Origin of the sequence: Microbacterium sp. NPDC077644 (genome assembly GCF_040702785.1) — a bacterium.
Taxonomy (GTDB): domain Bacteria; phylum Actinomycetota; class Actinomycetes; order Actinomycetales; family Microbacteriaceae; genus Microbacterium.
Map to the genome: position 1 here is coordinate 308,137 of NZ_JBFBME010000002.1, position 13,979 is coordinate 322,115.

The window sequence follows — 13,979 nt, forward strand, 5'->3', positions numbered from 1 at the left end:
TCTGTACCGAGGCGGGACGATTCCTGTAGCCCCGAACGCGAAGCGGCCCCGCACCTGAAGGTGCGGGGCCGCCCGTGTCAGACGACGATCACTCGTAGAGGACCGCGGCGATCTTCTCGTCCTCCAGGTTGGTGGCGTCGTACCAGTACGAGCCGGTGTCGTAGAACTCGTCGACGGACTCGCCCATGGCGGCGTCGTACGCGGCCTGCACGACCTGCTCGCCGATGCCGATCGGGTCCTGCGTGATGGCGCCGGCCATCGTGCCGTCCTTGATGGCGTTGATCTGGGCTGCGCCCGAGTCGAAGCCGACGATCTTGATCTTGCCCTTCTCCAGGCCGAGCTCGTTCGCGGCGTTCACGACGCCGATGGCCGAGCCCTCGTTCGTGCCGTAGATGCCCTTGAGGTTCGGGTGGGCGGCGATCATGGCCTTGGCGATGTCGGCCGACTTCAGGTGGTCGCCGTCACCGTACTGGATGTCGACGATCTTGATGTCGGGGTAGTCCGCCTCGATCTTCTCGACGAAGCCGTCGCGGCGCTCGACACCGGTGGAGTTGATCTGCGAGTGGCCGACGATGCCGACCTCGCCCTCGCCGCCGATGAGCTCGGCCATGTGCTCCGCGGCCAGGGCTCCGGCGACCTTGCTGTCGGTTGCCGACAGGCTCAGGCCCACGTCGCCGTTGCACGGGGCGTCGAAGTAGACGACCGGGATGTCCTTCGACTTCGCCTGCTCGAGCGGGGCGACGCACGCCTCCGGGTCGAGGGCGGCGTAGGCGATGGCATCCGGGTTCTTGTCGATCGCGGCCGTCAGCATCTCGAGCTGCTGGGCGATCTCGGTCTCGGCGGCCGGGCCTTCGAAGGTGATGCGGACGCCGAGCTCGTCGGCCTTCTGCTCCGCGCCCTTCTTGACGGCCTGCCAGAACTGGTGCTGGAAGCCCTTCGAGACGAGGGCGATGTACATCTCGCCGTCGCCGCTGCCGGTGTCGGTTCCGCCACCCTCTTCGATGACGTCGCCGCCGCCGGCACAGCCGGCCATGACGAGAGCGGATGCGGCCACCAGGGCCGCGAATGCGGTCTTCTTGCCGAATTTCATGGAAACTCCATTGTTCTGTGATTGGTGCCGGCCGGGGCCGACGGGGTGGGCAGGGAAGGAGAGGTCAGGTGCGCTGGCGGTTGCGCAGCGAGTCGAGGAACACGGCGAGCAGCACGACGAAGCCGACGACGACGTTCTGCCACTCGGTCTGGATAGACATGATGCGCAGGCCGTTGACGAGCACGCTCATGATGAGGGCGCCGATCACGGTGCCGAGGATCGAGCCGCGGCCACCCAGCAGCGAGGTGCCGCCGATGATCACGGCCGCGATCGCCTGCAGTTCGTACCCGGTGCCGATCTGCGGCTGCGCCGAGTCGAGCCTGGAGGCGATGATGATGCCCGCGATGCCGGTGAAGGCGCCGGCGAACATGTAGATGAGGATCGTCCAGCGGCGGGTGTTCACACCCGACAGGCGCGTGGCCTCCTCGTTCGAGCCGATCGCGAACGTGTAGCGACCCAGCAGCGTCTTGGACAGCACGATCGCCGCGATGATCGCGAGGACCGCGGTGATGAGGACGGCGTTCGGGATGCCGGGGATGATGACGCCCAGCGCGATCTTCTTGAAGTCCGGGGCGGACGTGGAGAAATAGATCGGCGCGACGTTCGAGACGACCAGAGCGAGACCGCCCGCGATCATCATCATCGCGAGCGTCGCGATGAACGGAGGAAGCCGCAGGAACGTGATGTTCACGCCGTTGACGAGCCCCATGAGCACACCGGTCGCGATGCCGCCGAGGATGCCGACCCAGACGGGGAGGCCCCAGTTCGTGATGAACACACCGGTCATCACGGCGCACAGCGCCATACCGGTTCCCAGCGACAGGTCGATGCCGCCGGTGATGATCACGAACGTCGTGCCCAGGGCGAGGATGCCGATCACGGCGGTCGACAGCAGCACGGTGGCGATATTGCTGAACGTGAAGAAGTTCGGGCTCGCGATGGCGAAGAAGATCACCAGGATCACGAGCGTTCCGAACGCCAGCGACTGCTGGAGCTGGCGCTTCAGGAACCCGACGACATCCCGCTTGTCGGTGTCCTCTGTCACGGCCTGCTGGATGAGAGTCGTCGTCTCTCCGGCGGACTTCTCTGGGGTGCTCATCAGTCTTCCTCCCCGTGGGCTGCGAGTTGCATGATCTTCTCCTGGCTGGCTTCTTCGTTGCGGAGGGTCCCGGTGATCCGACCGTTCGCGAACACGGCGATGCGGCCGGCGACGCGAAGGATCTCGGGGAGCTCCGACGAGATGACGATGATGGACTTTCCGGCGTCGGCGAGCTGCTGCATCAGCCGGTAGATCTCCTCCTTCGCGCCGACGTCGATGCCACGGGTCGGTTCGTCGAAGATGAGGATGTCGCAGTCGCGCATCAGCCACCGGGCGATGACGACCTTCTGCTGGTTGCCGCCGGAGAGGAGCTTGACGATCTGGTTCACCGACGGGGTCTTGATGCGCAGCTGCTGCACGTACTGCTTGGTCTGGTTCTTGGCCTTGCCGTCGCCCATCCAGCCGATCGCCCCGGCGTAGCTGCTCAGCGACGCGAGGACGGTGTTGAACGTGACGTCCTGCTCGAGCATGAGACCCAGCTGCTTGCGGTCCTCGGAGAGGTACCCGACACCGCGGCGGACGGCATCCGCCGGCTTGTGGATGCGCGCATCCCGGCCATTGATCGTGATCGTCCCCGCCGTGCGCGGATCGGCGCCGATCACCGCACGTGCGGTCTCGGTGCGCCCCGCGCCCATGAGCCCGGCGAACCCGAGGATTTCCCCCTTGTGCAGCTGGAACGACACGTCCTTCAGCAGCTCCCGCGTCGACAGCCCCACAACATCGAGGACCACCGGCGCCGAGGCGTGATCGCGCGGCGCCGGACGCGTCCCCTCATCGATCGCACGCCCGACCATCATCTCGATGATCCTGGGGATGCTGATCTCGTCCTTCTCGAGCGACCCGATGTACTGCCCGTCGCGGAGCACGGTCACCCGATCCGCGAGCCGGCGCAGCTCGTCCATCCGGTGCGAGATGTAGACGATGCCCGTGCCGCTCTGCTTGAGCTGCTCGATGAGCGTGAACAGCGTCTCGACCTCGCTGTCGGTGAGCGCCGAGGTCGGCTCATCCATGATGAGCACCTTGGCGTTGAACGACAGCGCCTTCGCGATCTCGACCATCTGCTGCTCGGCGACCGTCAGCTCGCCCACCTTCTGCCGCGGATCCAGCCGGATCTTCAAACGGGTCAGCAGCTCCGCGGTCTGACGGTTCAGCTTCCGCTCCGACAGGATGCCGGCAGAGACCGGCTCACGGCCGATGAAGATGTTCTGCGCGACCGTCAGGTCGGGCATCAGGTTCAGTTCCTGATGGATGATCGTGATGCCGAGCTGCTGAGCCTGGAGCGGGCCGGTCAACTCGACCTCCTGACCCTCGAAGCGGATCGTCCCCTCGTCGCGCGTGTAGATCCCGGAGAGGATCTTCATCAGCGTCGACTTACCGGCGCCGTTCTCGCCGACGAGGACGAGAACCTCACCGGCGCGCACCTCGAGATGCACATCCTGGAGCGCCTGCACCCCGGGAAACCCCTTGCTGATGCCTTCCACCCGGAGGATGGGATCACTCATGTGCTCACCTGCTTCCTTGAAGGTCGTGCTGTCGATTCCATCGTGGAATCCATTTCAAACATCGGATCAATTGTGCCGCTCGGGATACTGCGGCGCAAGTTGTATCTAAATGTACCTAAGCGCTGTCTCAGATGGTAGACCTGTAATAACAACTTTGTCACGGGTGCGCTCGGATGCGCATCGGAAGGGATCGACATGCTCATCGGCGCGCACGGCCTGGTCTTCACCGGAACCTTCGACGAGGCGGGCCTGCGGCGCGCGATCGAGGGCACGAAGAACGCGGGATTCGACCTCATCGAGATCCCGCTGATGGATGCCGCGGCCTTCGACTCGGCCCTGGCCGGACGGATGCTGCGCGACAACGGCCTCGCCGTCACGGCATCCCTCGGACTGACCCCGGCGACGGACCTGTCCAGCGACGACCCGGCAGTCATCGCCACCGGGCGGGCACTGCTCGAACGCTGCATCGACCACGTGGCGACGATGGGCGGCGAGGTGCTGTGCGGGGTCATCTACTCGGCGATGGGCAAGTACATGGCGCCGGCGACCGAGCGGGGCGTCGCACACAGTCAGGAGGCGATCGGCGGGCTCGCAGCCTTCGCGGCGGAGCGCGGCATCCGACTCTCCCTCGAAGTCGTCAACCGCTACGAGTCGAACGTCTTCAACACCGGCCGCGGCGCACTGCAGTTCCTGGACGGCGTCGCGGGCGACGTCAGCGTTCACCTGGACACGTACCACATGAACATCGAGGAGTCCGACTTCTTCCAGCCGGTCCACGACGTGGCCGCAGCCGGCCGTCTCGGATACGTGCACATCGGCGACAGCCATCGCGGCTACCTCGGCACGGGCACCGTCGACTTCGCGACCTTCTTCCGCGCCCTGCACGATGTCGCATACGACGGGCCCGTCGTGTTCGAGTCGTTCTCGTCGGCCGTGGTGAGCGCTCAGCTCAGCAACACGCTCGGCATCTGGCGCAACCTGTGGCAGGACTCCGACGACCTCGCCGCGCACGCGAACCGGTACATCCGCGACGCGATGCATGCGGTCGCGACGATCGATCGCCACTAGGGCCCCGCTACGCCGAGGCATGGCCGACGACGCCCTTCCGCAGCAGCGCGTTGCCGTACGTGCGCGTCTCCCCCGTCCGCACCATCAGGTAGGCGGGGCGGGCGACGTCGTAGTACGCGAAGCGCTCCACGAAGCGCGTCGTCTGCTCGGCCGTGCCCGCGGCATCCATCAGCTCCCGCTGGACCGCGAGGATCTCGCCGTCCGCGGACTCCATGAGATCGAGTGCAGGGGCGTCATCGAGCGGGATCACGCTGCGGATGGCCGCCAGGACCTCGGGTGTCGTGGTGCCGGGCAGATCGATCACGCGCTCCCCCAGCGCCCACGCCGGGAAGTGCGCGTCGGCGATGACGACCGCGTCGGAGTGGCCCATCCGGTCCAGATGCAGCAGCAGCTCACCGGTCAGCAGGGGGTTGATTCCTTCGAGCATCAGTCCTCCTCGGAGACCGGCGGGATCAGTCCGCCGGCGGTCAGGTCGTCCCAGAACTCCTCCGGGATCTCGGCGGCGGCGAGGTCGGCGTTCTGCCGCACCTGCTCGGGGCGGGAACTTCCGACGACCACCGACTGCACGACGGACGAGCGCAGCGGGTACTGGATCGCCGCGGCGGGCAGTGCGACATCGTGCGCCGCGCACACGGCGACGATGCGCTGCAGACGATCCCAGATCTCGTCGGGGACGCCGCCGTACTCGTAGCGATCGCCGCGGACCGGCTCGCTCTTCGCGAGGAGGCCCGAGTTGAAGACGGATGCGGCGACCGCCCCGGTACCGCGCTCGACGCACGCCGGCAGCACGTCGGCTGCCGCGGGCTGCTCGAGCAGCGTGTAGCGGCCGGCGATCATGACGATGTCGAGGTCGGCCTCGCGCACGGATCGGGCGAGCGCATCGCTGACCATGGACCCGACGCCGATCAGCCCGATCGCGTCCTCCGCGCGCAGCGCCTCCAGCGCGGGGAACGCCTCGGCGAGTGCGAGATCGAGATCGTGACGCTCGGGGTCGTGCAGGTAGACGATGTCGATGCGGTCGATGCCCAGCCGCTCTCGCGATTCGTCGAGGGACGCGCGGATCCCGGCATCCGAGAAGTCCCACACCCGCTGCAGGTCGTCGGGCACGAAGAAGTCGTTGACGGTGTCGAGGCCGCCCGGCCCATGAGCCGGGTTCGCCCTCAGGAGGCGCCCGGCCTTGGTCGACAGCACGAACTCGTCGCGCGGCTTCGTCCGCAGGAACGCGCCGAGGCGCCGCTCCGACAGCCCGAGACCGTAGTGAGGAGCGGTGTCGAAGTAGCGGATGCCGCTCTCCCATGCGGCATCCAGCACCGCCCACGCCTCATCGTCGGTGAGTTCGCGGAAGAGGTTCCCGACGTTCGCGGCGCCGTACCCGAGCGCGGGAAAGCCGGCCGGCGACATTCTGGGGGCCGATGCGTCACGTGTCGGACTGTTCGTCACGGTTCGTCCGACATCTGTCGTGTCGACCCCCGAAGTGTCAGGCCGCGACATGCGTGCCCGTCCAGGTGTACTCCGCGATGCTCTCGGCCTTCATCTCCATGCCCGCGCCCGGCGCCGTCGGGGCCATGTAGGAGCCGCCCTGGATGTCGGTGGGCACGACGAAGTGCTCGTGCAGATGATCGACGTATTCGATGAGGCGGCCTTCGCGCGCGCCGCTGACGGCGACGAAGTCGAACATCGACAGATGCTGCACGGCCTCGCAGAGCCCCACGCCGCCGGCGTGCGGACAGACCGGAACGCCGAACTTGGCGGCGAGCAGCAGGTTCGCGATGTTCTCGTTGACGCCGGCGACGCGCACCGCGTCGATCTGCATGACGCTGATCGCGCCCGCCTGCAGCAGCTGCTTGAAGATCACGCGGTTCTGCGCGTGCTCGCCCGTCGCGACGCGGATCGGGGCGATCGCACGGGCGATCTCGGCGTGGCCGAGGACGTCGTCCGGGCTCGTGGGCTCCTCGACCCATGCGGGCCGGAACTCGGCGAGGGCGTTCACCCAGGCGATCGCCTCGGAGACCTCCCAGCGCTGATTGGCGTCGATGGCGATCGGGAAGTCCGGCCCGACGACCTCGCGCGCCTTGCGGAAGCGACGGATGTCGTCGTCGAGGTCGTCCCCGACCTTGAGCTTGATCTGCGTGAAGCCGTCGGCGAGGGCTTCCCGGGCGAGCCGCTCGAGCTTCTCGTCGGAGTAGCCGAGCCAACCAGGGCTGGTCGTGTAGGCCGGATAGCCGGTCGCGAGGAGTTCGGCCTCGCGTTCCGCGCGACCGTCGACACCCGCGCGGAGGATCTCGAGCGCCTCCTCGCGTGTGAGGGCATTGGTGAGGTAGCGGAAATCGACGAGGTCGACGAGCTCCTCCGGGCTCATGCGGCCGAGCAGCTGCCACAGCGGGAGCCCGGCGCGCTTGGCCTTGATGTCCCACAGCGCGTTGGTGACGGCGCCGATGGCCATGTGCATGACACCCTTCTCCGGGCCCAGCCACCGCAGCTGCGAGTCGCCGATGATCTCGCGGAAGGTTCCGCCCATGTCGTCCAGGAGCGGTTCGATCTCGCGCCCGACGAGGTGATCGGCGAGTGCGTCGATGGCCGCGACCTGCACGTCGTTGCCGCGGCCGATCGTGAAGACGAAGGAGTGCCCGGCGATGCCGTCGACATCATCGGTGCGGATCACGACGTAGGCGGCCGAGTAATCGGGGTCGGGATTCATCGCGTCCGAGCCGTCCAGGCTCAGCGACGTCGGAAAGCGGATGTCGGTCGTGTCGAGTGCGACGATGCGGCTCACTGCGATGGTCTCCTTGTGCAGTCCTGATCCTCTCGAGAAGGGATTCTCGACGGATCCCTTGGAGTGTAAACATCCGATGTCTATACTGTCAATCAGATGCACCGCCGCATGGCGGATCCCCGACGAAGTAGGAGAACCATGAAGTTCGCGCGGCTTGGCGCCCCTGGATCCGAGATTCCTGTCCTGATCGACGGCGATCGCCATCTCGACCTCCGCCCCGTGACATCCGATGTCAACGGTGACTTCCTGGCGAGCGACTTCCGCGCTCGCGTGGCCTCGGCACAAGCATCCGGCGAACTGCCCGAGCTCGAGAACGCCGCCGAACTGCGCATCGGCGCCCCGATCGCCCGCCCGAGCGCAGTGATCTGCATCGGCATGAACTACGCCGAGCACGCCGCCGAGTCGAACTCCGAGCCGCCCAGCATCCCGATCATCTTCCTGAAGACCCCGAACACCGTCGTCGGCCCGAACGACACGGTGACGATCCCCCGCGGCAGCGAGAAGACGGACTGGGAGGTCGAACTCGGCATCGTGATCGGCGCCAGAGCCGCGTACCTGGACTCCCCCGACGAGGCCGACGCCCACATCGCCGGCTACGTCGTCGCCAACGACGTCTCGGAGCGCGACTTCCAGATGGCTGTCTCGGGCGGCCAGTGGTCGAAGGGCAAGATCGCAGCCGGCTTCAATCCCACCGGCCCGTGGCTGGTCACCCCCGACGAGGTCGACGTCGACGATCTGAATCTGCGCAGCTTCGTCAACGGCGAGCCCCGTCAGGACTCGAACACCTCCGACATGATCTTCGACGTCCGCACGATCGTCCACCACCTCTCGCAATACGTGACGCTCGAGCCGGGCGACCTCATCCTCACCGGCACCCCGCAGGGCGTCGCCCTCTCCGGCCGGTTCCCGTATCTGAAGGACGGCGACGTCGTCGACATCGAGATCGACGGCCTCGGCCATCAGCGGCAGACCTTCACAGCCTGGGAGGCGCAGCGATGAGCGCGCCACTGGAAGGACTCGTAGCGATCGTCACCGGAGGCGCGTCGGGCATCGGCGCCGCGGTTGCGGCCCGCCTGCACGCCGACGGCGCGCAGATCGCCGTCCTCGACCGCGACCCGTCAGGCGCCGATGAGCGCTTCGCCGCGTTCACGGCCGACGTCTCGGACCGGGCGAGCGTGGATGCCGCTGTCGCCGCGGTCGCCGAGCGCTTCGGCCGCATCGACATCGTGATCAACAACGCCGGCATCGGCGCCGTCGGAGACATCGCCGCGAACGACGACGACGAATGGGCCCGCGTCCTCTCGATCAACGTCACCGGCATCGCCCGCGTCACCTCAGCAGCGCTCCCGTGGCTGCGGCAGTCGCCGTCGGCCGCGGTGTGCAACACGGCATCCATCGCGTCTTCGACCGGACTCCCCCAGCGCGCGCTGTACTCCGCGTCCAAGGGCGCGGTCTCGGCGCTGACGCGCGCCATGGCCGCCGACCACATGCGCGAGGGCATCCGCGTCAACGCCGTGAACCCGGGCACCGCCGACACTCCGTGGGTCGGGCGCCTGCTGGATCAGGCGAGCGACCCCGGGGCCGAGCGCGCGGCGCTCGAGGCGCGCCAGCCGCACGGACGGCTGGTCTCGCCGGACGAGGTCGCAGCCGCCGTCGCCTACCTCGTGTCGCCTGCGGCGGGCTCGACGACCGGAACCTTCATCGAGGTCGACGGAGGCATGGCGCAGCTGCGTCTGCGGGCCGAGTGACCGGCGCCGCGGCGAAACCTCAGCGGATGCCGTAGAAGCGGACCGCGTTCGACCAGAACAGCTTCTCGGTGTCGAGGCCGCGCGCCTCGGCCCAGTTGCGGACCGTGTGGCACCAGTCGTCCCGGTTGCCGGACCAGTAGTACGTGTCCTCGGGGTTGCCGTCGTGGGTGGACGACGAGACGGGCCAGTCACTCCCCCACATCAGACGGTCCGCGCCGAAGGCATCCGCGGCGACGTCGAGGAACGGCTCCATCTGGTCCTCGTCGATCTGCCCCTGGGATTCGGCGGGGAGCCCGGAGAGCTTGACCGCGACCTGCGGGTTGGCCGCGAGCGTGCGCAGATCGCGGATCCACTGCGCGCTGGGCGCGAGCGGCTGCTCCAGCGTGCCGATCGCCGGCTTGCCGAGATGGTCGAGAACGATCCGCAGACCGGGCACCGCCTCGGTGAGCGCCGTGACGTCGGGGATCTGGTGGGCGCGGACGCAGGCGTCGAAGGTGAGGCCGCGGGCGGCGAGCTCGCGAGCTCCCTCGATGAACGCGGGGCGACGGGCGAAGCCGTCCTTCTCGCCCTGGAGCAGGTGTCGGACGCCGACGACGAGCTCGTGCGAGGCCAGGTCGTCGAGGTGCTTGCGGAGCTTGCGCACGCGGTCCAGCCGCGCCCCGGCCACGATGGCCACCACTCCGGCTTCCCGGGCGATCGACTCGACCCACCGGACTTCGGCGAGCGCCTGATTGGGGAGGGGCTCCGCCTGCACGAACACCGCGACCTGCTGCTCGACATCCTCGATCATGTCCTCGCGCAGCGCCTCCGCGGCGAAGGTGCCGTCCAGCTCGCCCTGGAGCCAGTCGTACGTGAGGACGTCGGGATCCCACAGGTGCAGGTGGCTGTCGACGACACGCATGCGTCCATCCTCACACAGCCGGAGGCAGACATCCGATCAATCGCTAGGATGCCCTCATGGCTGTCACCGATGAGGCGATCGAGAAGATCAAGGCGATGATCGTGTCGGGGGAGCTCTCCCCCGGCGACCGGCTGCCTCCCGAGAAGGAACTCGCCGAGCGCCTCGGCCTCAGCCGCAACTCGATGCGCGAGGCGGTGAAGGCGCTCGAGGTCATCCGCGTGCTCGCCGTGCGGCGCGGCGACGGCACGTACGTGACGAGCCTGGAGCCGCACCTGCTGCTGGAGGCGATCTCGTTCGTCGCCGACATGCACGACGACGACTCGCTCCTCGAGATCTTCGCCGTGCGGCGGATGCTGGAGTCCCAGGCGACGGGCCTCGCCGCCACGCTCGGCTCCGACGACGCGATCGGCGCGCTGCAGCAGGAGCTCGACGCCATCAGCTCGGAGGTCAGCATCGACGACCTCGTCGCGCACGACATCCGCTTCCATCGCGAGATCGTCCGCATGGCGGGCAACGCGTATCTCGCCAGCCTCATCGAGAGCCTCAGCGGCCAGACGGTCCGCGCCCGGATCTGGCGCGGTCTCACCGAGCAGGGCGCAGTCGAACGGACGCTGTCGGAGCACCGTGCGATCGCCGATGCGATCGCCCAGCACGATCCGAACCTGGCCACCTCGCTCGCCACGGCGCACATCGCCGGTGTGGAGCGCTGGCTGCGCCAGGCCGCGACGGCCTGAGCCTCGAATCCCCCAGGCCGCGCCGAGACTGCGCCAACTCCGTGCTGTCTCGGCGCGGCCTTGCAGTCTCGCGAGTTACGCGCCGATCCGCCCCATGGCCGCCTCGAACTCGGCGGCCGAGGAGTCGCTGACGTCGTGCTGCAGCAGTACGTCGAGCACGTCCGGCGCCGCGGTGAAGTACGGCACACCGGCCAGACGCAGGGACACGATGTCGTCCGCGGAGCGCAGGCTCGCAGCGAGGACGTTCGTGTCGCTGCCCGCGCAGACCTCCTGCATCCGGGCGATGAGCGCGTCGCCGTCGACACCGGCATCCCGCAGGCGCCCGAGGTACGGGGCGATGTACCGCGCGCCGATGCTCGCCGCGGCGAGCGCCTGCCCGACGGAGTACACGGCCGTGACGAGCACGCTCGCCCCGTCGGCGACGAGCACGGATGCTGCGGCGAAGCCCGCTGCGGTCGCGGGGACCTTGACGGCGACCCGATCGCCCAGCGCGCGGATCGCGTCGGCATTGCGGAGCATCTCGGCCGTGCTGCCGCCCCAGGTCTGGAAGAAGACCTCGGACGCGCCCTCGCCCTCCCACCGGGCGTAGAGCTCGCGGATCTGCGCGGCGGAGCATCCACCCCGCTCGAGGATCGTCGGGTTCGTCGTCACACCGTGCACGACCCGCGCCGCGAGCAACCGCGAGACTCGTTCGACGTCGGCGCTGTCGACGTACAGACGCGGAGCGATGGCGGCAGCAGGCATACGGGACTCCTCGAGAGCGCAGGGGACCGCCAACCTGTCGTTACAAGTGCGGATTCGGCTAATGTAATGACAGCGAACGGCGAAGTCAAAGGAGCCCCATGCCCACCTCTCCCACCGAAGGGCGCACCGGCGTCGTCATCGTCGGAAGCGTCACGGCGGACGTGACCACCTTCTCCCAGCGGCTCCCCGCCCGCGGCGAGACGATCCTCGGCGATCAGTTCACCCTGTTCCTCGGCGGCAAGGGCGCGAACCAGGCCGTCGCGGCCGGCCGAGCCGGTGCGCGCACCAGCTTCGTCGGGTGCGTGGGCGACGACCTGTTCCGAGACCTCGTCGTCGACGGGCTCACCGAGGCCGGCGTCGACCTCGCCCATCTGCGCACCGTCCCCGGTCCGACCGGCATCGCGCACATCCGTGTGGACGCCTCGGCCCAGAACGACATCGTCATGGTCCCGCTCGCCAACGCCGAGCTGAACACGGAGCAGATCGACACCGCACTGGATGCACTGGCGAGCACGAGCGCCGTGCTGCTGACGCAGCTCGAGACGCCGTCGGCCCTGACCGCGCACATCACCGGACGCGGCCGCGAGCTCGGCTTCACGGTCATCCTCGACCCGGCGCCTGCCGCACCGCTGGCAGCCGAGGTGTGGCGGAGCATCGACATCGTCACTCCGAACGAGACCGAGGCCTCGGTGCTCAGCGGCATCGAGGTGACCGATGCGGCGTCCGCAGAGCAGGCCGGCCGCTGGTTCCTCGACCAGGGCGTCGGTGCGGCCGTCATCACCCTGGCGGCCCAGGGGTCCTGCGTCGTCACCTCCGAGGGCACGACGATCGTCCCCCCGCTGCCCGTCGACGCGGTCGACACCACGGCAGCCGGCGATGCCTACGCGGGCTACCTGGGCGCAGCGCTCGCGAACGGCGCGACGCTGACGGATGCCGTGCGCCTGGCCACGGCCGCCGGCGCTCTGACCGTCACGAAGCAGGGGGCATCACCGAGTCTCCCCGAACGCGATGAGGTCGACGCCTTCCTCGCCGAGCGCACCGAGAGCGCTGCGCGCGCCGCATCCTGAACAGGAGCCCCACCACCATGCGAAAGACGTCCACGACGATCAACCCCGCGCTCTCCCGCGTCATCAGCGAGACCGGCCACACCGACCTCATCGTCGTGACCGATGCGGGGCTGCCCATCCCGCCGGGATCGGAGCGGATCGACCTCGCGTACCGCCCGGGTGCGCCGGCGTTCTTCGATGTGCTCGACACCGTGCTCGCCGAGCTCGTCGTGGAGGGTGCGACCGTCTCTGCCGAGGTCGCCGACCACAGTCCCGAGGTGCTGGCCCAGCTGCGCGAACGTCTGCCCGGCATCGAGATCGAGCTCGTGCCGCACGTCGAGTTCAAGCAGCGCACGCACGACGCGAGAGCGTTCGTGCGCTCGGGAGAGTTCACCCCGTACGCGAACGTCATCCTGCACGCCGGGGTGGCCTACTGATGTCCGCGCGCCCGGCATCCGTCGACACGATCGATCGGCACTCGGCCGCCCCGATGTACGACCAGCTGCGGCAGCTGATCATCGACGGCATCGAGCGGGACGGACTCCAGCCCGGCGACCCGCTCCCCGGCGAGCACCGGCTGTGCGAGCGCTACGGCATCTCGCGCACGGTCGTCCGGCAGGCGCTCGCCCAGCTCGAGCACGAAGGGATGGTCGAGCGCGTCAAGGGCAAGGGAACGTTCGTCTCGCGCCCCCGCACCAGCGAGTCCCTCGTGCACACGCTGATCGGCCTGTTCGACGATGTGGAGCGCCGCGGCGGCCACGTGCACAGCGACATCCTCCGGCACGAGCGCGAAGAGGCGGACGCCGATGTCGCAGCGGCCCTGGAGATCCCCGTCGGCTCCCCGGTCATCGCCCTCGAGCGCCTCCGTCACGTCGACGGCGCGCCCTGGTCGCTGTCGACGACGTGGATGCCGGAAGCGGTCGGTGCACTGACGCTCGACGTCGACCTGTCCGAGGCATCCCTCTACCGGCTGCTCGCGGAGCACGGAGTCCAGGCGACGGACGGAGTCCGCTCGGCCGAGGCCACCGTCGCGACGCACGACCAGGCTCAGCACCTCGGGATCAGCGCCGGGTCGGCGCTGCTGCGTCTGCGCAGCATCAGCCGGGATGCGTCCGGAACGCCGATCGAGTACTTCATCGCCCTGCACCGCGGCGACCGGTCGCGGTTCGAGTTCCAGCTGCGTCAGGAGCAGTCGCAGGCGTCGCTTCTGCATGTCGATGACAGCGGAGGCACGTTCCAGGCGGGTACAGTCTCTGTCTGAGGCTAGTGCCGCC

15 protein-coding genes are annotated in these 13,979 nt (G+C 68.5%); 7 read left to right on the top strand and 8 right to left on the bottom strand.

Features of this window, described 5'->3' with window-relative positions; genetic code table 11:
• Positions 1 to 88 precede the first annotated feature (88 nt).
• The 3 genes from AB0269_RS08365 to AB0269_RS08375 all read right to left on the bottom strand — a co-directional run bounded on the left by AB0269_RS08365 (position 89) and on the right by AB0269_RS08375 (position 3,691).
• Entirely contained in the window at positions 89 to 1,090 is a 1,002-nt protein-coding gene (locus tag AB0269_RS08365; RefSeq protein ID WP_366210751.1) for an ABC transporter substrate-binding protein, read from the bottom strand.
• Positions 1,091 to 1,154: 64 nt separating this feature from the next.
• Positions 1,155 to 2,189, bottom strand: a complete 1,035-nt coding sequence (locus tag AB0269_RS08370) for an ABC transporter permease (RefSeq protein ID WP_366210752.1) — start codon at positions 2,187 to 2,189, stop codon at positions 1,155 to 1,157.
• Positions 2,189 to 3,691 carry a sugar ABC transporter ATP-binding protein gene (locus AB0269_RS08375; protein WP_366210753.1) on the bottom strand — a complete coding sequence of 501 codons (1,503 nt, stop codon included), beginning with the start codon at positions 3,689 to 3,691 and terminating at the stop codon, positions 2,189 to 2,191. The genes AB0269_RS08370 and AB0269_RS08375 overlap by 1 nt, the downstream gene beginning before the upstream one ends.
• Before the next feature lie 195 nt (positions 3,692 to 3,886).
• Between AB0269_RS08375 and AB0269_RS08380 the strand changes: the two genes are divergently transcribed.
• Positions 3,887 to 4,759 (top strand): sugar phosphate isomerase/epimerase, encoded by an 873-nt coding sequence (locus AB0269_RS08380; RefSeq protein ID WP_366210754.1) that lies wholly within the window; start codon positions 3,887 to 3,889, stop codon positions 4,757 to 4,759.
• 7 nt (positions 4,760 to 4,766) lie between these two features.
• Here AB0269_RS08380 and AB0269_RS08385 read toward each other — a convergent pair whose 3' ends face one another.
• The 3 genes from AB0269_RS08385 to AB0269_RS08395 form a co-directional block, all read right to left on the bottom strand.
• Positions 4,767 to 5,186 carry an RbsD/FucU domain-containing protein gene (locus tag AB0269_RS08385; RefSeq protein ID WP_366210755.1) on the bottom strand — a complete coding sequence of 140 codons (420 nt, stop codon included), beginning with the start codon at positions 5,184 to 5,186 and terminating at the stop codon, positions 4,767 to 4,769.
• On the bottom strand, positions 5,186 to 6,160 hold the full coding sequence (locus tag AB0269_RS08390; protein ID WP_366210756.1) for an aldo/keto reductase: 975 nt from the start codon (positions 6,158 to 6,160) through the stop codon (positions 5,186 to 5,188). The genes AB0269_RS08385 and AB0269_RS08390 overlap by 1 nt, the downstream gene beginning before the upstream one ends.
• Positions 6,161 to 6,236: 76 nt before the next feature.
• Complete coding sequence (locus tag AB0269_RS08395; RefSeq protein WP_366210757.1) at positions 6,237 to 7,532, bottom strand: L-fuconate dehydratase; 1,296 nt, start codon at positions 7,530 to 7,532, stop codon at positions 6,237 to 6,239.
• A 138-nt stretch (positions 7,533 to 7,670) separates the two neighbouring features.
• Here AB0269_RS08395 and AB0269_RS08400 point away from each other — a divergent pair, with 138 nt between their 5' ends.
• Together AB0269_RS08400 and AB0269_RS08405 are read left to right on the top strand one after the other, a co-directional pair.
• Positions 7,671 to 8,531 (top strand): fumarylacetoacetate hydrolase family protein, encoded by an 861-nt coding sequence (locus AB0269_RS08400; RefSeq protein WP_366210758.1) that lies wholly within the window; start codon positions 7,671 to 7,673, stop codon positions 8,529 to 8,531.
• A complete protein-coding gene (locus tag AB0269_RS08405) occupies positions 8,528 to 9,280 on the top strand; it encodes an SDR family oxidoreductase (RefSeq protein ID WP_366210759.1) in 753 nt (250 codons plus the stop codon). The genes AB0269_RS08400 and AB0269_RS08405 overlap by 4 nt, the downstream gene beginning before the upstream one ends.
• A gap of 19 nt (positions 9,281 to 9,299) precedes the next feature.
• Here the strand turns inward: AB0269_RS08405 and AB0269_RS08410 are convergent, their stop codons facing one another.
• On the bottom strand, positions 9,300 to 10,181 hold the full coding sequence (locus tag AB0269_RS08410; protein ID WP_366210760.1) for an amidohydrolase family protein: 882 nt from the start codon (positions 10,179 to 10,181) through the stop codon (positions 9,300 to 9,302).
• A 56-nt stretch (positions 10,182 to 10,237) separates the two neighbouring features.
• Here AB0269_RS08410 and AB0269_RS08415 point away from each other — a divergent pair, with 56 nt between their 5' ends.
• Positions 10,238 to 10,915, top strand: coding sequence for a FadR/GntR family transcriptional regulator (locus AB0269_RS08415; protein WP_366210761.1), 678 nt, complete (start codon positions 10,238 to 10,240; stop codon positions 10,913 to 10,915).
• Positions 10,916 to 10,990: 75 nt separating this feature from the next.
• Here AB0269_RS08415 and AB0269_RS08420 read toward each other — a convergent pair whose 3' ends face one another.
• Positions 10,991 to 11,659, bottom strand: a complete 669-nt coding sequence (locus tag AB0269_RS08420; protein ID WP_366210762.1) for a transaldolase family protein — start codon at positions 11,657 to 11,659, stop codon at positions 10,991 to 10,993.
• A gap of 98 nt (positions 11,660 to 11,757) precedes the next feature.
• Between AB0269_RS08420 and AB0269_RS08425 the strand changes: the two genes are divergently transcribed.
• From AB0269_RS08425 to AB0269_RS08435, 3 genes are read left to right on the top strand one after another with little or no spacing between them, the layout of a single operon-like run.
• Positions 11,758 to 12,726 (top strand): ribokinase, encoded by a 969-nt coding sequence (locus tag AB0269_RS08425; RefSeq protein WP_366210763.1) that lies wholly within the window; start codon positions 11,758 to 11,760, stop codon positions 12,724 to 12,726.
• Positions 12,727 to 12,743: 17 nt separating this feature from the next.
• On the top strand, positions 12,744 to 13,142 hold the full coding sequence (rbsD, locus tag AB0269_RS08430) for a D-ribose pyranase (protein WP_366210764.1): 399 nt from the start codon (positions 12,744 to 12,746) through the stop codon (positions 13,140 to 13,142).
• Positions 13,142 to 13,966, top strand: coding sequence for a GntR family transcriptional regulator (locus tag AB0269_RS08435; RefSeq protein ID WP_366210765.1), 825 nt, complete (start codon positions 13,142 to 13,144; stop codon positions 13,964 to 13,966). Before rbsD ends, AB0269_RS08435 begins: the two co-directional genes overlap by 1 nt.
• Positions 13,967 to 13,979: the final 13 nt, after the last annotated feature.